Annotated in this window: 17 protein-coding genes and 1 pseudogene; 8 read left to right on the top strand and 10 right to left on the bottom strand. The window is 72.1% G+C overall.

Annotated elements, in window-relative coordinates; genetic code table 11:
* Window positions 1–13: 13 nt before the first annotated feature.
* Genes FHX80_RS08365 through FHX80_RS08355 form a run of 3 tightly spaced genes read right to left on the bottom strand, consistent with a single transcriptional unit; the run spans window position 14 to window position 4,660 of the window.
* Window positions 14–964 carry a hydroxymethylglutaryl-CoA lyase gene (locus FHX80_RS08365; protein WP_145763622.1) on the bottom strand — a complete coding sequence of 317 codons (951 nt, stop codon included), beginning with the start codon at window positions 962–964 and terminating at the stop codon, window positions 14–16.
* Complete coding sequence (locus FHX80_RS08360; RefSeq protein WP_145763621.1) at window positions 961–3,039, bottom strand: ATP-binding protein; 2,079 nt, start codon at window positions 3,037–3,039, stop codon at window positions 961–963. Before FHX80_RS08360 ends, FHX80_RS08365 begins: the two co-directional genes overlap by 4 nt.
* A 13-nt stretch (window positions 3,040–3,052) precedes the next feature.
* Window positions 3,053–4,660, bottom strand: coding sequence for a carboxyl transferase domain-containing protein (locus FHX80_RS08355; RefSeq protein WP_145763620.1), 1,608 nt, complete (start codon window positions 4,658–4,660; stop codon window positions 3,053–3,055).
* A 117-nt stretch (window positions 4,661–4,777) separates the two neighbouring features.
* Between FHX80_RS08355 and FHX80_RS08350 the strand changes: the two genes are divergently transcribed.
* The 5 genes from FHX80_RS08350 (at window position 4,778) to FHX80_RS08330 (ending at window position 9,699) form a co-directional block, all read left to right on the top strand.
* A complete protein-coding gene (locus tag FHX80_RS08350) occupies window positions 4,778–5,422 on the top strand; it encodes an SACE_7040 family transcriptional regulator (RefSeq protein WP_145763619.1) in 645 nt (214 codons plus the stop codon).
* Between the two features lie 143 nt (window positions 5,423–5,565).
* On the top strand, window positions 5,566–6,993 hold the full coding sequence (locus FHX80_RS08345) for a glycosyltransferase (protein ID WP_145763618.1): 1,428 nt from the start codon (window positions 5,566–5,568) through the stop codon (window positions 6,991–6,993).
* A gap of 64 nt (window positions 6,994–7,057) precedes the next feature.
* Window positions 7,058–8,581: a DUF6056 family protein gene (locus FHX80_RS08340; protein WP_145763617.1), complete on the top strand. Its 1,524-nt coding sequence runs from the start codon at window positions 7,058–7,060 to the stop codon at window positions 8,579–8,581.
* 107 nt (window positions 8,582–8,688) lie between these two features.
* Window positions 8,689–9,468, top strand: a complete 780-nt coding sequence (locus tag FHX80_RS08335) for a phosphatase (RefSeq protein WP_123471248.1) — start codon at window positions 8,689–8,691, stop codon at window positions 9,466–9,468.
* 12 nt (window positions 9,469–9,480) lie between these two features.
* Entirely contained in the window at window positions 9,481–9,699 is a 219-nt protein-coding gene (locus FHX80_RS08330) for a DoxX family protein (RefSeq protein ID WP_145763616.1), read from the top strand.
* Between the two features lie 21 nt (window positions 9,700–9,720).
* Here the strand turns inward: FHX80_RS08330 and FHX80_RS08325 are convergent, their stop codons facing one another.
* From FHX80_RS08325 to FHX80_RS08315, 3 genes are read right to left on the bottom strand one after another with little or no spacing between them, the layout of a single operon-like run.
* Window positions 9,721–10,758: a cation diffusion facilitator family transporter gene (locus FHX80_RS08325; RefSeq protein ID WP_145763615.1), complete on the bottom strand. Its 1,038-nt coding sequence runs from the start codon at window positions 10,756–10,758 to the stop codon at window positions 9,721–9,723.
* Between the two features lie 38 nt (window positions 10,759–10,796).
* Window positions 10,797–11,684: an acyl-CoA thioesterase gene (locus tag FHX80_RS08320; RefSeq protein ID WP_145763614.1), complete on the bottom strand. Its 888-nt coding sequence runs from the start codon at window positions 11,682–11,684 to the stop codon at window positions 10,797–10,799.
* An 18-nt stretch (window positions 11,685–11,702) separates the two neighbouring features.
* A complete protein-coding gene (locus tag FHX80_RS08315; protein WP_145763613.1) occupies window positions 11,703–12,860 on the bottom strand; it encodes an acyl-CoA dehydrogenase family protein in 1,158 nt (385 codons plus the stop codon).
* A gap of 382 nt (window positions 12,861–13,242) precedes the next feature.
* Here FHX80_RS08315 and FHX80_RS08310 point away from each other — a divergent pair, with 382 nt between their 5' ends.
* Entirely contained in the window at window positions 13,243–13,545 is a 303-nt protein-coding gene (locus FHX80_RS08310) for a hypothetical protein (RefSeq protein WP_145763612.1), read from the top strand.
* Window positions 13,546–13,887: 342 nt separating this feature from the next.
* Here the strand turns inward: FHX80_RS08310 and FHX80_RS36550 are convergent, their stop codons facing one another.
* The 4 genes and pseudogenes from FHX80_RS36550 to FHX80_RS08295 form a co-directional block, all read right to left on the bottom strand.
* Window positions 13,888–14,214, bottom strand: coding sequence for an immunity 49 family protein (locus FHX80_RS36550; RefSeq protein WP_483025190.1), 327 nt, complete (start codon window positions 14,212–14,214; stop codon window positions 13,888–13,890).
* A 90-nt stretch (window positions 14,215–14,304) separates the two neighbouring features.
* A pseudogene (locus FHX80_RS36545) lies at window positions 14,305–15,058 on the bottom strand (EsaB/YukD family protein); the annotation flags it as partial.
* Window positions 15,059–15,254: 196 nt separating this feature from the next.
* A complete protein-coding gene (locus FHX80_RS08300; protein WP_145763611.1) occupies window positions 15,255–15,500 on the bottom strand; it encodes a hypothetical protein in 246 nt (81 codons plus the stop codon).
* A 148-nt stretch (window positions 15,501–15,648) separates the two neighbouring features.
* Entirely contained in the window at window positions 15,649–17,097 is a 1,449-nt protein-coding gene (locus tag FHX80_RS08295; protein ID WP_145763610.1) for a PucR family transcriptional regulator, read from the bottom strand.
* Window positions 17,098–17,263: 166 nt separating this feature from the next.
* Here FHX80_RS08295 and speB point away from each other — a divergent pair, with 166 nt between their 5' ends.
* Together speB and FHX80_RS08285 are read left to right on the top strand one after the other, a co-directional pair.
* Window positions 17,264–18,232, top strand: coding sequence for an agmatinase (speB, locus tag FHX80_RS08290; protein WP_145763609.1), 969 nt, complete (start codon window positions 17,264–17,266; stop codon window positions 18,230–18,232).
* Complete coding sequence (locus tag FHX80_RS08285; protein ID WP_145763608.1) at window positions 18,229–19,914, top strand: thiamine pyrophosphate-binding protein; 1,686 nt, start codon at window positions 18,229–18,231, stop codon at window positions 19,912–19,914. Before speB ends, FHX80_RS08285 begins: the two co-directional genes overlap by 4 nt.
* Window positions 19,915–20,069: the final 155 nt, after the last annotated feature.

The raw sequence follows: 20,069 nt of genomic DNA, 5'->3' as shown, positions 1-20,069 counted from the left end.
TGTGGGACTGGGTTCACTGCGCCGAGAGTGCTCGGACGGTTCGGGACGGGCTGGGTCGGCCCAGTTGTTCGGCGAGCCACACGCTGGTGGCGGTGAGCGCGTCGAGATCGACCCCGGTTTCGATGCCGAGGCCTTGGAGCATCCACACGAGATCCTCGGTGGCCAGATTTCCGGTCGCGCTCTTCGCGTACGGACAGCCGCCGAGGCCGCCCGCGGAGGCGTCCACGGTGGTGACGCCGTGCTGGAGGGCGGCCAGGGTGTTGGACAGGGCCTGCCCGTACGTGTCGTGGAAGTGCACCCCGATCGTTCCGGTGGGCACCCCCGCCTCGTTCAGTGCGGAGAGCAGCGCCCGGACGTGGCCCGGTGTGGCGACGCCGATGGTGTCGCCGAGCGAGAGCTCGTCGCACCCGAGGTCCATCAGCGCCCTCGCCACCCGGACGACCTGGGCGACCGGGACGGCCCCCTCCCACGGGTCGCCGAAACACATCGACAGATAGCCGCGCACATGCACCCTGTCCGCCTTGGCGCGGGCCACGACGGGCTCGAACATGGCGAGCGACTCATCGACGGTGCGGTTGAGGTTGCGGGCGGCGAACGTCTCCGTCGCGGACCCGAAGACGGCGATCCGGCGGGCGCCGAGGACCAGCGCCCGGTCCAGCCCCCGCTCGTTCGGCACCAGGACCGGGAGCGCCACGTCACCCACGTCCGCGATCTCGCCGAGCAGCGGGAACAGCTGCTCGGCGTCGGCCAGTTGGGGCACCCACTTGGGGTGGACGAAGCTCGTCGCCTCGATCGTGGAGAGCCCGGCGACCGCGAGCCGGCGGATGAACTCCGCCTTGATCGCGGTCGGCACGACCGTCTTCTCGTTCTGGAGCCCGTCGCGGGCGCCGACCTCGTGGATCCGGATCCGGGCGGGCAGCTCCGGTGCGGCCACCGTCATCGGCAGGGTGCGGTCGGCGCTCATACTTCCTCCCCGGTGACGGTCGCCGGGGTGACCACGGCCAGTACCTGATCCATGGCGACCGTGGTCCCGGCCATGACGTCGAGTTCGGTGACGGTTCCGGCGTGCGGGGCGGAGATGACGTGCTCCATCTTCATCGCCTCCACCACCAGCAGGCTCTGCCCGGCCACGACCTCGTCGCCGACGGCCACCTTCACCACCGTGACGGTGCCGGGCATGGGCGCGGCGAGGGTGTCCGCCCCGGAGCGGGCGGCGCCGGTCAGTGACGCCTCCACCGGGTCGTGGTCCCGGACGTGCCAGGTGTCGCCGTCCCGGCCGAGCCAGCGGCCCTGCGGGGACGCGGCATGGGCGAACGAGTGCGTGACACCGGCCAGTTCGAGGGTGACGCGCTGCCCGTCCGCAGTGAGCAGCCGGGCCGTCTCGGCGCCGCCGGGCAGCGGGCCCAGCGGTCCGCAGGTGCCCGAGTCGGGGGCCGGCGGCTGCGCGCCCTCGCCGACATGGCCGAAGGTCAGCTCGGTGCCCGCGCCGCACGGCCGCAGACCCACCTGGACCGGGTCGTGACCGGGAATCCGGAAGTGCCGCACCGTCCGGGCCGGGGTGCCGCCGAGGCGCCAGCCGTCACCGGCCGAGAACGGGTCGGCCCAGGTGTGCGGGCCGGCGGCGGCGGGGGAGTGCTGCCGCAGCAGCGCGGCCGCCGCGTACACCTCCTCCGGCACCCCGTCCGGCACCAGCGCGTCCGCCTCGCGCTCCACCAGACCGGTGTCGAGATCGCCCGCCACCACGGCCGGGTGGCCGAGCAGCCGGCGCAGAAAGCCCGCGTTGGTCGGGACGCCCAGGACCACCGTGTCCGCGAGCGCAGCCCGCAGCCTGCGCAGGGCCGTCGCCCGGTCGGGGCCGTACGCGATCACCTTCGACAGCATCGGGTCGTACAGGCTGCCGACCTCGCCGCCCTCGCCGAGCCCCGAGTCCGTCCGCACCCCGCCGCCCTGCGGCTCGCGCAGCGCCAGCACGGTGCCGCCGGAGGGCAGGAAGCCGCGGGCCGGGTCCTCGGCGCAGACCCGGGCCTCGACGGCGTGCCCGGTGAGCGTGATGTCGCCCTGGCCGTACGGGAGCCGCTCACCGGCCGCGACCCGCAGCTGCCACTCCACCAGATCGAGGCCGGTGATCAGCTCGGTCACCGGGTGCTCCACCTGGAGGCGGGTGTTCATCTCCATGAAGCAGTACGCGGCCGGGTCGTTGCCCGGGACGATGAACTCCACCGTGCCCGCGCCGGCGTAGCCGCAGGAACGGGCCGCCCGGACGGCCGCCTCGCCCATCGCCGCCCGGGTCTCCTTGTCGAGCAGGACCGAGGGCGCCTCCTCGATGATCTTCTGGTGGCGGCGCTGGAGCGAGCACTCGCGCTCGCCGAGGTGCACCACGTTGCCGTGCCCGTCCGCCAGTACCTGGATCTCGATGTGGCGCGGCCGGTCGATCCACCGCTCCACGAGCAGGGTGTCGTCGCCGAAGGAGGCGCGTGCCTCGCGCCGGGCCGCGGCGATCTCGTCCGCGAGCAGCGCCGCGTCGCGGACCAGCCGCATGCCCTTGCCGCCGCCGCCCGCCGAGGGCTTCAGCAGCACCGGCATGCCGATCTCATGGGCCGCGTCGGCCAGTTGACCATCGGTCAGATCGCTCCCGGTGGAACCGGGCACGACCGGGACACCGGCCGCGGCGACCGTCTCCTTGGCCCGGATCTTGTCGCCCATCAGCGAGATGGCGGCGGCGGGCGGCCCGATGAAGACCAGCCCCGCGTCCGCGCAGGCCTGGGCGAAGCCCGCGTTCTCCGCGAGGAAGCCGTAGCCGGGGTGGACGGCCTGCGCGCCCGTGCGGCGGGCGGCCTCCAGCAGCCGGTCCACGCTCAGATAGCTCTCGGCGGCGGGTGCGGGGCCGATCCGTACCGCCGTGTCGGCCTCCCGCACGTGCCGGGCGTCCGCGTCCGCGTCGCTGAAGACGGCGACCGAGCGCACCCCCAGCTCGCGCAGCGTCCGGATGACCCGGACCGCGATCTCGCCGCGGTTGGCGACGAGGACAGTGTCGAACATCGTCATCTCTTCCTCACATCCGGAAGACGCCGAAACCGGCGTCGCCCAGCGGGGCGTTGCCGCAGGCGGTCAGGGCGAGCCCCAGCACCTGCCGGGTCTCCATCGGGTCGATCACGCCGTCGTCCCAGAGCCGGGCGGTGGCGTAGTACGCGTTGCCCTGGGTCTCGTACTGCTCGCGGATCGGGGCCTTGAACGACTCCTCGTCCTCGGTGCTCCAGTCGTCGCCCAGCTGGTCGCGCTTGACCGTGGCGAGGACGGACGCGGCCTGCTCGCCGCCCATGACCGAGATCTTCGCGTTCGGCCACATCCACAGGAAGCGGGGGCTGTAGGCCCGGCCGCACATCGAGTAGTTGCCCGCGCCGTAGGACCCGCCGACCACCACGGTCAGCTTCGGCACCCGGGTGCAGGCGACGGCGGTGACCATCTTCGCGCCGTGCTTGGCGATGCCGCCCGCCTCGTAGTCACGGCCCACCATGAACCCGGAGATGTTCTGGAGGAAGACCAGCGGGATGCCGCGCTGGTCGCACAGCTCGATGAAGTGCGCACCCTTCTGGGCGGACTCGGAGAACAGGATGCCGTTGTTGGCGACGATCCCCACCGGATGGCCGTGGATGTGCGCGAAGCCGGTGATCAGCGTCGTCCCGTACTCGGCCTTGAACTCGGCGAAGCGCGATCCGTCGACGACCCGGGCGATCACCTCCCGTACGTCGTACGGGGTGCGCGAATCGACGGGCACGGCCCCGTACAGACCGGCGGGATCGACCTCCGGCTCGTCGGCCGGCTGCACGGACCAGGGCAGCGCGCCCCGGTCCGGCAGGGTCGCCACGATGTTCCGCACGATCCGCAGGGCGTGCGCGTCGTCCTCGGCGAGGTGATCGGTGACGCCGGACGTACGGGAGTGGACCTCGCCGCCGCCCAGCTCCTCGGCCGTCACGACCTCGCCCGTCGCGGCCTTCACCAGCGGCGGCCCGCCCAGGAAGATCGTCCCCTGGTTCCGGACGATCACGGCCTCGTCGCTCATCGCGGGGACGTACGCCCCGCCGGCCGTGCAGGACCCCAGCACAGCGGCGATCTGCGGGATGCCGGCCCCGGACATCCGGGCCTGGTTGTAGAAGATCCGCCCGAAGTGCTCCCGGTCCGGGAACACCTCGTCCTGCATCGGCAGGAACGCGCCGCCCGAGTCCACCAGGTACAGACAGGGCAGCCGGTTCTCCAGCGCCACCTCCTGGGCCCGCAGGTGCTTCTTCACGGTCATCGGGTAGTACGTGCCGCCCTTGACGGTCGCGTCATTGGCGACGATCACGCACTCCCGGCCGCTGACCCGCCCGATTCCGGCGATCACCCCGGCCGCCGGGGCAGCGCCCCCGTACAGCCCCTCGGCCGCCAGCGGGGCCAGCTCCAGGAAGGGTGAGCCCGGATCGAGCAGGGTGTCCACCCGCTCCCGGGGCAGCAGCTTGCCGCGCGCCACATGCCGGGCGCGGGCCTTCTCACCCCCGCCGAGTCTGGCCATGGCGAGCCGCTTGCGCAGCTCGTCGGCGAGCGCGTGATGCGCCGCCTCGTTGGCCTGCCAGGCCTCGGAGGCGGGATCGGCCGCGCTCGTCAGCACCGGTGCCTGCTGCATCCTGTCGAGCCCCCTTGCCCGTACCGCTGTGGTGACGGCCCTGCCCGCGGCCGTTAATGAGCGTTAACGCCTCTTCAGGTTAACGACCGCTAACCCCCCTGTCTAGAATGACTGGTCATGAGCACTCATGCCGCCGCCCGCGTCGCGGCTCCCACCCGCCGTGAGCAGATCCTCAAGGAGGCCGCGCGCCTCTTCGCCGAGCGCGGCTTCCACGGCGTCGGCGTCGATGAGATAGGCGCCGCCGTCGGCATCAGCGGCCCCGGCCTCTACCGTCACTTCCCCGGCAAGGACGCGATGCTCGCCGAGCTGCTGGTCGGCATCAGCGAGCGGCTACTGGCCGGCGGGGAGCTGCGGGTGTCCGAGGACGCCGCCTCCCGCGACGGGTCGCGCGAGGCGCTCCTGGACGCGCTCATCGAGGGCCACATCGACTTCGCCCTCGACGACCGCCCCCTGATCACCCTGCACGACCGTGAGCTGGACCGCCTGCGGGACACCGACCGCAAGCGGGTGCGCCGGCTCCAGCGGCAGTACGTCGAGGTGTGGGTCGGCGTGGTCCGCGACCTCTACCCGGACCTCCCCGAGCACGAGGCGCGCGCCACGGTGCACGCGGTCTTCGGCCTGCTGAACTCCACCCCGCACCTGGGCCGCCCCGGCGCCCTGCCCGACCGCGCGGACACGGCGGCGCTGCTGCACCGGCTGGCCCGGGGCGCGTTCGCGGCGGCGGGCGGCGCGCGGCCGCCGCTGGACGGTGTTCCGGAATAGGCCGGCCGGAAAACGCGCCGCGGGCCACCGGTCGCGGATGTCCGCGCCAACATTTCCCCGCGAACCCCTTTAGCCTGAGTCGTTTCGGGAGGATACGGACATAGGCTTCGGCACGGTCGCGTCCGCGCCTCATGGGGAATTGAATGAAAAACTGCCAGGTATCGATCGTCGTCCCTTGCTATAACGAGGACGAGGCCGTCAAGGCGTTTCACTGCGCGCTGGTCGCCGTCCTCGAACCGACCGGGAAGAGCTTCGAGGTCTGCTATGTCGACGACGGCAGCGAAGATCTCACCCGGGCCCAGCTGATCCATCTGGCCGCCGTCGACGAACGGGTCCGCTACACCGCCTTCAGCCGCAATTTCGGCAAGGAGGCCGCCATGCTCGCCGGACTCCGGATGGCCCGCGGGGAGTCCGTGGTGCTCATGGACGCCGACCTTCAGCACCCGCCCGAACTGCTGCCCCGCATGCTGGAGTTGAGCCGGCACGGATACGACCAGGTGATCGCCCGGCGCGACCGCGAGGGCGAGGGGGCCCTGCGTTCGTTCGTCAGCCGTTCCTACTACCGCGCCATGGGGCACTTCATGGACGTGTCGGTGGTCGACGGCGAGGGGGACTTCCGGCTGCTGTCCCGCCGCGCGGTGGACAGCGTCCTCGCGCTCCCCGAGTCCAACCGGTTCTCCAAGGGGATCTTCTCCTGGATCGGCTTCGACACCACCAGCTTCACCTACCACAACGCCCAGCGGGTGGCGGGGCGCTCGAAGTGGGGCGGCAGACGGCTGCTCAACTACGGCATCGACGGGCTGATCTCCTTCAACAACCGCCCCCTGCGGCTGGCCATCTACGCCGGCCTCCTGATGGCCCTGGCGGCCATGGGGTACGCCGTGTGGATCATCGTGGAGGTGGCGCGCAACGGGGTGGGGGTGCCCGGCTACACCACCCTGCTCACCGCCGTCGTCGCGCTCGGCGGGATCCAGCTGGCCACGCTCGGCATCGTCGGTGAGTACGTCGGCCGGATCTACGGCGAGACGAAGAACCGTCCGCACTACCTGATCCGGGAATCCAGCGAACAGCCGGCTCCCGCCGCACCCGACCGGCCGTTACGGGTGAGGGGCGGCGGCTCGAGTGCCTATGGATCGGGCCGGGGCCGGACCGTGCGCCAATTCCTCACCTTCGCCATGATCGGCGTCGTCAATACGGCGGTCTATCTGGGCGTGTACGCGACGCTCAACCGCTGGATTCCGTATCTGACCGCCCATGTCATCGGCTATTGCGTCAGTATTATCGGTTCTTTCCTACTCAACTCCTACATCACCTGCCGGACCAGTCCGACCTGGCGGGCCTTCGTCCGCTTTCCGCTGTCGAGCCTCGTCAATCTCGTCCTGTCCGGGGTGCTGCTCTATGTCGGAGTGAGCCATCTGGGCATGGGAAAGAACATCGCCGCCCTGATCGCCGGAATTCTCGCCACCCCGTTCTCCTTCCTGCTCGCCCGCTGGGCGATCACCTCCGGCGCGGCCGTGTCCCGGCAACCGGAACCGCTGGCCGGCGCCCGGGCCGGCCGCTCCGGCGACTGACCCCCCACGGCACCGGCACGGATCACGTACGCAGCGGCACCGCACGAAGGGCACCGGCACATCCATGACCGCGGAAGCATCGGGAACATCGGACACCCCGCCGACGACGGACGATGCGCCCCACCGGCAGCACGACGAACAGGCCCCGAAGCCCCGCACGCCGCTCCTGGCCGCCGCACTCACCGTCTTCCCGCTGGCCCTGCTGGCCGGGTCCTTCTGGATCGGCAGGCTGGTGCGGCCGGGCGGCGACGACTGGTGCTTCCTGCCGGTGCTGCGCGACGACGGCGTCTCCGGCATGATCGGGAAGTTCTACCTGCACGACAACGGGCGCATCGCCAACGCGCTGATGGTCGCGCTCTACGGGGCGGGCGGCGTGGCCGGCCAGCAGTGGTACGCCACGGCCAGCGGGCTGCTGATCCTGGCCGTGGTGTGGGCCGTGACCGCGTCCGCCCTGCGCAGCGCCGGGCGGACCGCGCCGCGCGGGGTGCCGCTGCTCGTCGCGGCGATGACCGCGGTGGTGTTCCTCTTCGCCACCCCCAACACGTACAAGACGTTCTACTGGCCCGCCTCCTCCGTCTCGCACACCGTCGCCCCGGCACTGGCCGCCGCGGCGGTGATCCCGCTGCTCCGGGCCCGGTCGCGCCGGGGGCGGATCTTCGCGCTGGGTGTCGCCGTCGTGGCCGGGCTCTTCGTCGGGACCCTCTCGGAGGGGACCTCGATCGTCGCGGTCGTCCTGCTCTGCACCGCTCTGCTGCTCAGCCTCCGGTCGCGGCCCGGCCCTGCCCGCGGGTACACCCGGCTCTGGTGCGGCGTCGCGCTGGCCGCCGTGGTCACGGGGATGATCATCCTCTACACGTCGCCGGGGTCCCGTGCCCGCCGCGACCGGTTCGACACCGGCGCCACGTCCGTCTTCGACCCCGGGTCGCTGGCCGGCGCGCTGCGGGCGTTCGGCGACATCCTGGGGGCCGTGCTCACCACCTGGACCTACCTCGGCGCGCTGGCCGTCGGCATCCTGCTGGGCCTGCTGATGCGCGAGAGCGACCCGGCCGGGGACGGGAGCCCGACGCGCACCCGGCCGCTGGTCCCGGCGCTGGCCGGTGTGGCGGCGTTCCTGGTGTCCGGGTACCTCTGCACCCTCATCACCCTTCCCGCCTTCCCGCACAGCATGATGTCGTACGGCACCCGCACCTGGAACGACTACCTCTTCGGGTACGTGCTGCTGCTCGCCGGGATCGGCGCCCTGCTCGGCGCCGCGCTGCGCGCCCGGGGGCGGGGAACCGCCGCCGCGACGGGAACGGCGGCGGTGCTCTGTGCGGCGGTCTGTGTGGGGCTGGCCGTGCCACTGGCCGGCCTGGCACACGACATGGACGTCCGGGCCCGGCACTGGGACCGCCAGGACCGGCTGCTGCGCGAGGAGGTGGCCGGGGGCGCCGAGGTCCTGCCGTACGTACCGGCCTCGGTCGGGCAGATGCGCGACCCGTTCGGCAACCACGGCCGCAGCGTGTGGCCGGCCGCCTGCACGGCCCAGTACTACCACCTGAAGCGGATCACCTACGCGACCCGGCCGGCTCCCGGGCCGACACGCTGACGCAACCGGCCCGGCTCCACCGCCTCCCTCCCTCGTTTCCGGACCCGCGAACGCCAACCACCTCATACGAACGACACGCAGCGCATCCCTGACGGCACAATGGGTGCATGCCGATACCCAGCCGCGCCGCCCTCGTCGAACATCTCGTCCGCACGCGTATAGCCGGAGACGTCGCGACCCCGCGTGACAACAACCTCTCCCACTACCGCAAGCTCGCCAACGGCGACCGCCACTTCTGGCTGGGCCTGGAACTCGGCGACCGGTGGCGCGACGAGCAGGACGTGCTGGCCGTGATGGCCGAGCGGTGCGGGGTCAGCGACGACCCGGAGCACCGGTTCGGCCAGGACACCATCGACCCCGAGCTGACCGTCGACGCCCTGGAGCGCGCGGCGGCCCGGCTGCGCAAGGCGGCCGACGGGAACGAGCGGGTGCTGTTCGCCACCGGCCACCCGGGCGGTCTGCTGGACGTCCACCGGCAGACGGCGGCCGCCCTGCGGACCGCCGGCTGCGAGATCGTCCGGATCCCGTCCGGGCTGATGGCGGACGAGGGCATGGTCTTCCAGTTCGCGGACGTCGCCGTGCAGGAGCGCGGCGCGACCCTCTGGCACACCCACTCCCCGGCCCCGATGGCGGCGATCCTGGACGGCATGGAGCGGGAGGGGCGCCCCATGCCCGACCTGGTCGTCGCCGACCACGGCTGGGCCGGGTGCGCGGCGCAGCGCGGGCTGGACGCCATCGGATACGCGGACTGCAACGACCCGGCGCTGTTCCTGGGGGAGTCCGAGGGGACCCTCCAGGTGGCCGTCCCGCTGGACGACCACGTGCTGGACCCGCGCTTCTACGACCCGATGACGGACTACCTGCTGGAGGCGGCCGGACTGCTCTGAGCGGTACGGGCCATCGGCGTCGTCGAGATCCTTGGTGCCGCCGGCCTCGTACTGCCGCCGCTCACGGGCATCGTGCCCGGCCTCGGGATCGCGGCCGCGATCGGCCTGGTGGTGCTCCAGGTGATGGCGGCGGGCCTGCACCTGTCCCGGGGCGAGGCCAGGCAGACCGGTCTGAACGCCGCGCTCGTCGTGCTGGCGGCAGCGGCCGCGGTGCTCGCCCCGGCCTGGTGACCCGACCGGTCCGGCCCCGGTTCAGCCCGCTCCTTCACCCTCACCGGGCCCGGCCATCGGGTTTCCCCCGGCGGCGCGGGCCCGGCGCCGCTGTTCGAGCCCCGGCGTCGGGTCCAGATAGACCCGCCGGATCGACGGATACCGCTCCCGCAACTGCTGCTCGGCCTCCTCGCAGGCCCACTCGACCTCCTCGGCGCTGGCAACGTCCCGGAAGTCGATCTTCGCGGCGATCAGGATCTCGGCCGGGCCCTGGATGAGCGTCGTCAGCTCCAGTACGTCGATGATGTGCGGCACCGTCAGCAGTTCCTCCCGCACCCCCGCCCGCATCGAGTGCGACACCGGCCGGCCGATCAGCAACTGGGCGTTGGACCGGCCGAGCACCCAGGCCACGTACACGAGCAGCGCGCCGATCAGGATCGACGCGACACCGTCCCAGACCCCGGAGCCCGACACCTGACCCCCGAGCAGCCCGCCCGCGGCCAGCAGCAGACCCACCAGAGCCGCCGAGTCCTCCATCACGACGGCCTTGACGGCGGTGTCCGGGGTGAGCCGGAAGTAGCGAGTGGCGGGAGTCCCCAGCCGGACGGCTTCCCCGCGCACCTGCCGCAGCCCGGTGCGCAGCGAGTAGCCCTCCAGCAGGAACGCCACGCCCAGCACGATGTACGAGACGAGCGGGTCGCCGAGATCCTCGCCCGCGATCAGGGTGTGCACTCCGTCGTAGACCGAGAAGACCGCGCCGCCGACGAAGGTGGCGACGGAGGCGAGCATCGCCCAGATGTACCGCTCGGGGCCGTACCCCAGCGGGTGTTCCTCGTCGGCGGGCTTCTCGCTGCGCTTGAGCGCGGTGAGCAGCAGCACCTCGGTGACGGTGTCGGCGACCGAGTGGGCCGCCTCGGAGAGCATCGCGCTCGATCCGCTGATCACCCCCGCCACGGCCTTCGCCACGGCGATGCCGAGGTTGGCGGCCGCGGCGACGAGGACGGTGAACGTGGACTCGCCACCGCTCGCCGCGCCGTTCCCCGTACCGGACTCCCCGCCATCAGCACGCGCCTCGCTCATGCTGGGGAGTATGTCGGAGTTGATGCGCGGCGTCCTGTTCAGTGGCCGCGGGGGACCCGGATGACGCCCTCCTGGATGACGGTGATCGCCAGCCGGCCGTCCTGCGTGTAGATACGGGCCTGGCCCAGCCCGCGCCCGCCGGACGCGGACGGCGACTCCTGGTCGTACAGCAGCCACTCGTCGGCCCGGAACGGCCGGTGGAACCACATCGCGTGGTCCAGGCTCGCGCCGACGACGTCGCCGACCGCCCAGCCGCCGCGCCCGTGGGCGAGGAGCACCGAGTCGAGCAGCGTCATGTCGGAGACGTACGTCGCCATGCAGACGTGCAGCAGCGGGTCGTCCGCCAGCTTGCCGTTGGTACGGAACCACACCTGCGAGCGGGGCTCGCGCGGTTCGCCGACGGTGCCGAACGGCGGGGCGTCCACGTACCGCAGATCGACCGCGGCCCGCGCCTCGATCAGCCGGTCCACGACACCCGGATCGCTGAACCGGTCCGCGTAGCGAGGCAGCATCTCGGCGGCGGTGGGAAGGGTCTCCGGGTCGGGAGCGGGTGGCATGTCCGCCTGGTGCTCCAGGCCCTCCTCGTACGTCTGGAAGGACGCGGAGAGGTGGAAGATCGGCTGCCCGTGCTGGACGGCGACGACCCGCCGGGTGGTGAAGGAACGCCCGTCCCGGATGCGGTCGACGCTGTAGACGATCGGCGCGCCCGGGTCGCCCATCCGCAGGAAGTACGAGTGCAGGGAGTGGGCGGTCCGGTCGGCGGGGACGGTGCGCCCCGCGGCGACGAGCGCCTGGGCCGCGACCTGTCCGCCGAAGACACGGGGCACGAGTGCCGAACGGCTCGTGCCCCGGAAGATGTCCCGCTCGATCTGCTCCAGGTCGAGCAGCTGGAGCAGATCGAGCAGGGAGTCAGGTGCTGTGCTCATGGAGAGAACGTAGCCGCTCTACAGGCCCATGGACTTGGCGATGATCGACTTCATGACCTCGCTGGTGCCGCCGTAGATGCGGTTGACCCGGTTGTCCGCGTACAGGCGGGCGATCGGGTACTCGTTCATGAAGCCGTAGCCGCCGTGCAGCTGGAGGCAGCGGTCGATGACGCGGTGCGCGACCTCGGTGCAGAACAGCTTCGCGGAGGCGGCCTCGGCGGCGGTCAGCTCGCCCTGGTCCAGCGCCTCCAGCGCGCGGTCGGCGACGGCCTGGGCCGCGTCCACCTCGGCCTGGCAGGCGGCCAGCTCGAACTTGGTGTTCTGGAACGAGGCGACGGTCTTGCCGAAGACGGTGCGGTCCTGGACGTACTCCTTGGCGAACCGGACGGCGGCGGCGGCCTGTGCGTACGCCCCGAAGGCGATGCCCCAGCGCTCGGAGGCCAGGTTGGTGCCGAGGTAGCCGAAGCCCTTGTTCTCCTCGCCGAGCAGATCCTCGGCCGGGACCTTGACGTCGACGAACGCCAGCTCGGCGGTGTCGGAGGTGCGCAGACCGAGCTTGTCGAGCTTGCGGCCGACGGAGTAGCCCGCGGACTTGGTGTCGACGGCGAAGAGCGAGATACCGAAGCGGCGGTCGTCCTCGCGCGGGGCGGAGGTGCGGGCGCAGACGATGACCCGGTCGGCGTGCACACCACCGGTGATGAAGGTCTTGGCGCCGTTGAGGACGTAGTGCGTGCCGTCCTCGGAGAGCTTGGCGCTGGTCTTCATGCCCGCGACGTCGGAGCCGGTGCCCGGCTCGGTCATCGCCAGGGCCCACATCTCCTCGCCGGTGGTGAACTTCGGCAGCCAGCGCTTCTTCTGCTCGTCGGTGGCGAGCATCTTGATGTAGGGAAGGCCGAGCAGCGTGTGCACCCCGGAACCGCCGAAGGAGACGCCCGCGCGGGCGGTCTCCTCGTAGATGACGGCCTCGTACTTGTGCGAGTCGATGCCCGCGCCGTCGTACTCCTCGTCCACGTTGATGCCGAAGACACCCAGTTCGCCGAGCTTGCCGTAGAACTCGCGCGGCACCACGCCGGCGGCGAACCACTCGTCGTACACCGGCACGACCTCGGCCGCGATGAAGGCGCGGATGGTCTCCCGGAACGCCTCGTGGTCCTCGTTGAATACCGTACGGCGCACGGGGTGCCTCCCTGGTCGGCTGTCAGCGGTGTCGGTTGTCTCGGCTGCCTCGGGTGTCTCGACTTCGACAGCATGGCTAAGCGCTTGCTCAGCCATGGTCAAAAGTTACCCGTCAGTCATGGAGCTGTCCAGGGTGATGCTGAGCACGCCTGCGGGGGCGAGGTCCACGGGAACCGCCCTCGTCGTCGGCACCCCGCTTCTGGTCCATCCGCCGTCCGAACGCCGTCCGAACGCCGTGCGGGCTGTCGCCGCGGTCTGCTCGGGCACAGGCGACAGGCCCTGCGGCGACCGGAAACGGACACCGGCCGCCGCACGGGAGGCGCCTCGCAATCCACGCGCGTGACTCGGCCGCCGATCTGTACGCTCCCCACGGGAGGCGAGTGTGTTCGATGTAGTGCTTCTGGGCGCGGGCGGTCTCGGCTGCCTTGCTTTCGGCGTGTGGTTCATCGGGCGGCTGCGCCGCCGGAACACGGGCACCCGTGCGGGTTGGGGTGCCATGGCGCTCGGGCTGGGGCTGATCATTCGTGCGGCCGGAATCCTGGCCGGGAGCCGCCAGCCGCTCGGCCTGATTCTCGCCCTGTGTTTCGGAGTGCTCAACGTCGGCGGGTTCTTCCTGCTGGCGAGCCACCGCGACAAGCGGCGGAATGGCCGCAGCGGCCGAAAGCAGCCTCAGCTGCGCCCATGACGGGTGGATGCCGGCTGGCGTTCCGGACACCGGCGAACCTGACGGGACAAGCGCCGGCCGACGCGCGCAGGGGCCTCGGCGAAGGACACAGCACACGTTCGCCGGCTCGTCGAAGAGCTCAGGACCGACCACATCACCGCCACCCAACTCGCCCTGAGTCGGCTCCCCAAGCGCCACCGGCGCGGGCGGTCCACACTGATCCGCACCGACTCGGCCGGTCCACGCGGCCTCGGACTCCGAGAAGCCGCTTTCCGCTGATCGCTGAGCGGCACTTCTGAATGGCGGTAGTCGAGCGGTCCGAAGAGCCAGGAACCGTCAGGTGGGGAATTGGTCCGTCTCGTCCTACGTGGGGAATTCGCCCGCCCAGGAACGCTCGAGAAGGGCGACAGGGAGGTAGTCGGACTCCACTTCGATGGGGAAGCCCGCGTCGTGGGCGAAGCAGGCGATGGCGAGCGGCGCGAGGGCGACGAGGACCGAGATCAGGCCGGCCCGGGTCTCATCGATCCAGTATTCCCGGTGCCACTGGAGGGCGGCGGCGAGGGCGCGGTTGAAGCCGGTGTGGTCGGTGCGGACGACCCGGTGGAGTATCTCCATCGGCGGGTAAAGGAGCTTGTCCACCGTCTCCTGGTCGGCGACTGTGTCCGAGTTCGCGCCGTCGACGGCGGCCACCAGCTTCGAGCCGAAGCCGTCGCCTTCACCGTGCTCTGGGAGTGTGTTGCCGCCGCCGAGTCGGATCCGGCCCGGCTCGGTGCCGTCATGGCCGAGTACGCCTGGATCGATGCTCTCCAGACCTACTGGCTCGGAAACGGCGGCCGTGGCCATGGCACCGATGAGGCCGCCTCGGCCCAACGGCGAGAAGAAGCCGAGCAGCGCCAGCGACAGGACGACCGCGCCCGCCACGGCGGCCAGCCGGAGCGCCCCGGACCAGTCGTACGCGTCGGCGGCGGTCCAGGCGGTGAGGACGGCGAGTCCGGCGGACACGGACAGCAGCGCGGTCGCCAGGCCGCGGTGGCCCCGTCCGAGCCGTGCGACGAGCGCACCGGCCACCAGGAGTACGGCGGTGACCGCCGCCAGGGCCCCGGCCAGGGCGGCGAGCGGGAACTCGCGGCGGGCGAACAGCGCGGCGATCACCGCGAAGGCCACGGTCGTCACCCCCGCGCCGGCCCGCAGCGCGCGCGGACTACCAGCGCCAGGCCTGCAGGTCGAGGCTGTCGGCCACCTGGTCCGTGACGTCGTGGACCACCGGGGCGGGCGGCGCGGCATGGGTCCGGACGAGCCGGAGCACGGCACCGTCGCCGATGCCCGCCGACGCCAGGGTGCTGTCGTGCGGAAGGGCCGATCCGTCGGAGGTGATCAACTGCCGGGTCAGCGGCCGCGATGCGGCCCGGTCGTCCAGCAACTGAAGGATGTCCGGGAGGAGTTGTCCGACCGGGGTGTCGGAGGGCAGCACGATGTCGGCCCGGCGCCGCTCACCGACCAGGGTCACCCGGCTCATTTCCGCCCGGGAAGTCATTGCTGTGCTCACCACTTACGCAAACCTATCATCGCAAATTTCCGAAATTTCGGGCCAATTGGGCAAAGTGCGCTGTGTGTTCTTCCGTGGTCCCCAATTTTGGCGAGACCCCTTCGGTGGCCTTTCCCTCGCGCCGGTACTTCGCGAACTTCCCGGTGTGTTGCGGGGCGGCGGTGCCGGTGCCCCGCGGCTGTGTCTATTTCGCCGGGCCGGGTGAGGGCGAAGTCGAGGGCGAGGACGTGGGGTTCTCGTACTGCTGGGCCTGACGCTGCTGTTTCTGCTGCTCGGCCTTCTGCTTGTCCAGGGTGTGCTGGAGGAAGGACCATCCCACGCATCCCGCGCACAGCACGGCTGTGATGGCGATTCCCGCGAACACCTTCCCGAGCCGTTCGTCCGCCGTGCGCCGCGTGCGCTGGGCGCCGAACAGGAGAGCGTCCCTCATCCTGCGCCGGCGCACTCCCACCGATTCCAGCAGCTGACTGTCGTAATCCCGTGCCGTGGGTCCCCCTTTGCCACTGCAACATAATCCATGGGTGGATGAGCGGGGCACATCAGGTCGCCGGAATCGGATCGTCAGGGCGCGTGCGAGGTCACCCCTGCCGGAGCGCGAACCACAACTCCGTGCGTACGTCCATGTCGTCCAGGTCCGCCCCGAGCAACACCGAGCACCGGCCGATGCGCTGGCGGACCGTATTGCGGTGGACCTGGAGGGCGGTCGCCGTGCGGTCCCAGCTGCCGTGCAGGCTCAGCCAGCAGCGCAGGGTCTCGGCGAGCGTCTCGGTGAGCGGGGCCAGCAGGGCGCGGGCGTGCGCCTCGGCGGCCTCCTGCGGGATCAGGGCGGCCAGGCCGCAACCGGTGTCCGTGCGGTGGTGGGCCAGCGGGGTGCGGGTCGCCTCCGCGTGGCCGAGGGCGCGCCCGGCCTGGGCGTCGGCCACGTCCAGCGCGGTGATCGCGGCGGGGGCGGACGCGCCGAGCGTCCACCCCGGCTGCGGGGTGATCCGGTCGCCGCCGGGCACCAGCACCCGTACCGCGTCGCGGCCCCGGCCCGCGTCGACCAGCGCCGAGCCCAGGGCCGCTCCGAGGGCCCCGGCGGTGAGCGGGTCCACCGGGCCGCCGTCGCGGCGCGCGTGCACCACCGTCCACAGCTCCGCGCCGCCCAGCAGCGGGGCGACGCCCGCCGGGTCCGCGCCCAGCAGCAGCCGGACCAGCGCCGCCGAGCGGCCCGCGGCGTCGACGCCCTGGTGCGGGGCGGCCAGCAGGGAGAGCAGGACCACCGCGACCCCGGCGATCGTGTGGTCGCCCGCCTCCCGCCGCTTCGTCGCCAGCGTCAGGACGAGCCCCTGTCCGCCGCCGAGCGCGTACGCGGCGAGATGGGTGGTACCCAGGGTGTCGGTCGCCGAGGCGGGCGCGGGGCGCACGACGGGCGCGACCACCCGGGCGAGCCGGGTGAGCGCGGCCCGCACATCGGGGGCCGGTGCCCGGCCCGCCGCGTGCAACTCCTCGCCGTCGGCCGTGAGCAGGGCCGCCCGCCCGTCCAGCTGGGCCGCCAGCTGGTGCAGCACCGCCGGCACCGGATCGGTCCTGGCCGCCGCCGTCGCCAGGGCCTGCTGGGCGCGCGTCACCCGGCGCAGCTCGCGCATCCGGGCCTCCGCCATCAGCCGCCACACCGCGCGGGCGATCGCCGTGAACGGGGTCTCGGGCGGCACCTCGATCAGCGGCAGCCCGTACCGGTCGCACGCCGCGATCAGCTCCGCCGGAACCGTCTCGTGCACCGGCCGCACCCCGAAACCGAGCGCGGCCGCCCCCGCCTCGACCAGCCGGGACACATAGGTGTCCGGGTCCGTGAGCAGCACCCCGGCGCTCAGCAGCAGCTCGCCGCCGAGCAGATACGGGTACGGGTCGGCCATCTCCGAGGTGTGCACCCACAGCAGCTCCGCCTCGGCGGGCCCCGCGATGCTGCGCAGCCCGAGCTCCTCCCGGGCGAGCAGCTCGGTCAGCGGGATGGGCGGGGCCGGTGGACCGGCGGGGAGGTCCGGCATGGATGGTTCATCCGTTCAGTGCGGCGAGAATGGATGAAACATACACTTCAGACCGGCTGCCCCGCCCCTTAGCGTCGTCAGTGGACCCGTGCGAGTGTTTCCGTGCCGTCCCGGGCGATCCGGCACACTCGGAGCAGCGCGTAATCGAAGGAAAGGCCACCACCCCATGAGCAGCACCGACACGCCGCGCGGACCCGTCGACTCCTCCCGTGTCCCGCGGTACGCGGGGCCGGCGACGTTCGCCCGGCTGCCCCGGCTCGACGAGGTCGGCAGTGCCGACGTCGCCGTGGTCGGCGTGCCCTTCGACAGCGGGGTCTCCTACCGGCCCGGCGCCCGGTTCGGCGGCAACGCGATCCGGGAGGCCTCGCGGCTCCTGCGCCCGTACAACCCGGCACAGGACGCCTCGCCGTTCGCCCTCGCGCAGGTCGCCGACGCCGGCGACATCGCGGCCAACCCGTTCAACATCAACGAGGCCGTCGAGACGATCGAGGCCGCGGCCGACGATCTGCTCGGCACCGGCGCCCGGCTGATGACGCTCGGTGGCGACCACACCATCGCGCTGCCGCTGCTGCGCTCCGTCGCCAAGAAGCACGGCCCCGTCGCGCTGCTCCACTTCGACGCGCACCTCGACACCTGGGACACCTACTTCGGCGCCGAGTACACCCACGGCACCCCGTTCCGCCGGGCCGTCGAGGAGGGCATCCTCGACACCTCCGCGCTCTCCCACGTCGGCACCCGCGGCCCGCTGTACGGCAAGCAGGACCTCACCGACGACGCCAAGATGGGCTTCGGGATCGTGACCTCCGCCGACGTCATGCGGCGCGGCGTCGACGAGATCGCCGACCAGCTGCGTCAGCGCATCGGCGGCCGGCCGCTCTACATCTCCATCGACATCGACGTGCTGGACCCGGCGCACGCCCCCGGCACCGGCACCCCGGAGGCCGGCGGTCTCACCTCCCGCGAGCTCCTCGAAATCGTGCGCGGGCTGTCCTCCTGCAACCTGGTCTCCGCCGACCTGGTCGAGGTCGCCCCCGCGTACGACCACGCCGAGATCACGTCCGTCGCCGCCTCGCACACCGCGTACGAGCTGACGACGATCATGACCCGCCAAATCGCGGAGGCCGCGCAGAAGTGAGTCACGACCATCACGACGAGCGCCCCGAGCTCACCCCCGGGCAGATCGCCGCCGCACTGAACCCCCCGCCCGGGCGCAACGGCGGCGACCTCGTCGTGGAGACGCTCCAGGGCCTCGGCGCGACCACCGTGTTCGGGCTGCCCGGACAGCACGCGCTGGGCATGTTCGACGCGCTCCGCCGCTCGTCCCTCGGCTACGTCGGCCTGCGCGTCGAGAACAACGCGGGCTTCGCCGCCGACGCCTACGGGCGGATCACCGGCGAGGTCGCCCCGCTCCTGCTGTCCACCGGTCCGGGCGCGCTCACCTCGCTCGCCGCGCTCCAGGAGGCGGCCGCCGCCTCCGCCCCGGTATTGGCCATCTCCAGCCAGGTCCCGACCGCGGGACTCGGCGGCGGGCGTCACGGCTACCTGCACGAACTGCGCGACCAGCAGGCGTCGTTCCGCGACATCGTGAAGTCCGTCCACCCGGTCCGTACCGCGTCCCAGATCCCGTCCGCGATCGCCGCCGCCTGGGAGTCCGCGCTGACGGCCCCGCACGGCCCGGTCTGGATCGAGATCCCGCAGGACGTCCTCACGGCCGAGACGACGCTGCCCGTCGTCACCGCGATGGACGCCACCCCGCGCGAACTGCACGCACGCCCCGAACTCATCGCCGTGGCAGCCCACTTGCTGTCGAACGCCGCACGTCCCGCGATCATCGCGGGCGGCGGGGTCGTACGCTCCGACGCGGCCGGCAAGCTGCGGGCGCTCGCGGAGAAGATCGGCGCCCCCGTCGTCACCACGTACGGCGGGAAGGGCGCTTTCCCGTGGGAGCACCCGCTCTCGCTCCGGTCCTGGCTGGAGGACCGGCACACGACGGACTTCCTGGAGGACGCCGACGTCCTGCTGGTCGTCGGCTCCGGACTCGGTGAGCTCTCCTCCAACTACCACACGTTCGCCCCGCGCGGCAGGGTCGTCCAGATCGAGGCGGACGCCGGGAAGCTGGAGGCCAACCACCCGGCGCTCGGCATCCACGCCGACGCCCGGGACGCCCTGTCCGACCTCCTCGAAGCGGTCACCCCCCGCGCGGACCCGGCCGCCGCCGAGCGCGTCGCAGCGGTGCTCGACCGGGTACGGGACAGGATCGACGCCCAGGGACTCGCCCTGGAACAGCACCTCCTCGCCGAGATCCGGTCGGCCCTGCCCGACACGTCCCCCAGCTTCTGGGACATGACGATCCTCGCCTACTGGGCCTGGTGCGCCTTCGACGCACGCCACCCCAACACCATGCACTCGGCCCAGGGATCGGGCGGCCTCGGCTACGGATTCCCGGCGGCCATCGGCGCCGCGGCCGCCGACCGTACGAAGCCGGTCCTGGCGGTCTCCGGCGACGGCGGCGCGATGTACTCCATCGCGGAACTCGCCACCGCCCGCCAGTACGACCTCCCGGTCACCTGGCTGATCGTGGACGACGGCGGCTACGGCATCCTGCGCGAGTACATGACCGGCGCCTTCGGCGAGACCACCGGGACGGAACTGTCCCGCCCGGACTTCGTCGCACTCGCCGAGTCCTTCGGCGTCCCGGCGGTCCGTACGAGCCCCGAGACGCTCGCCGACGACCTGGCCGAGTCCTTCGCGCGGCCGGGCCCCTCGGTCGTCGTACTCCCGGCGCTGCTCAGGATGTTCGAGCCGACGCACCTTTAGACCGACGGGTCGAGCCGCCCCCGGAGCCGTAACGGCTCCGGGGGCCTCACGTTGATCCCGTCATGCGGCGGTCGCGGCGGATCGGAACGGCTTCCGCCGGGCCGGACCTCCATCGAGCCGGACTTCCGTCGAGAGGCAGACTTCTGCCGCATACA

It is taken from the genome of Streptomyces brevispora (genome assembly GCF_007829885.1).
Lineage (GTDB): Bacteria > Actinomycetota > Actinomycetes > Streptomycetales > Streptomycetaceae > Streptomyces > Streptomyces brevispora.
This window is presented reverse-complemented; position numbering and strand designations above follow the sequence as displayed.

Bases quoted from the DNA above. Each gene is read 5' to 3' on its own strand.
- FHX80_RS08300 (WP_145763611.1), bottom strand. From the start codon at position 15,500: ATGAGGGACGCTCTCCTGTTCGGCGCCCAGCGCACGCGGCGCACGGCG.
- FHX80_RS08360 (WP_145763621.1), bottom strand. From the start codon at position 3,039: ATGTTCGACACTGTCCTCGTCGCCAACCGCGGCGAGATCGCGGTCCGG.
- FHX80_RS08335 (WP_123471248.1), top strand. From the start codon at position 8,689: ATGCCGATACCCAGCCGCGCCGCCCTCGTCGAACATCTCGTCCGCACG.
- FHX80_RS08355 (WP_145763620.1), bottom strand. From the start codon at position 4,660: ATGCAGCAGGCACCGGTGCTGACGAGCGCGGCCGATCCCGCCTCCGAG.
- FHX80_RS08350 (WP_145763619.1), top strand. From the start codon at position 4,778: ATGAGCACTCATGCCGCCGCCCGCGTCGCGGCTCCCACCCGCCGTGAG.
- FHX80_RS08295 (WP_145763610.1), bottom strand. From the start codon at position 17,097: ATGCCGGACCTCCCCGCCGGTCCACCGGCCCCGCCCATCCCGCTGACC.
- FHX80_RS08325 (WP_145763615.1), bottom strand. From the start codon at position 10,758: ATGAGCGAGGCGCGTGCTGATGGCGGGGAGTCCGGTACGGGGAACGGC.
- FHX80_RS08340 (WP_145763617.1), top strand. From the start codon at position 7,058: ATGACCGCGGAAGCATCGGGAACATCGGACACCCCGCCGACGACGGAC.
- FHX80_RS08345 (WP_145763618.1), top strand. From the start codon at position 5,566: ATGAAAAACTGCCAGGTATCGATCGTCGTCCCTTGCTATAACGAGGAC.
- FHX80_RS08320 (WP_145763614.1), bottom strand. From the start codon at position 11,684: ATGAGCACAGCACCTGACTCCCTGCTCGATCTGCTCCAGCTGCTCGAC.
- speB (WP_145763609.1), top strand. From the start codon at position 17,264: ATGAGCAGCACCGACACGCCGCGCGGACCCGTCGACTCCTCCCGTGTC.
- FHX80_RS08365 (WP_145763622.1), bottom strand. From the start codon at position 964: ATGAGCGCCGACCGCACCCTGCCGATGACGGTGGCCGCACCGGAGCTG.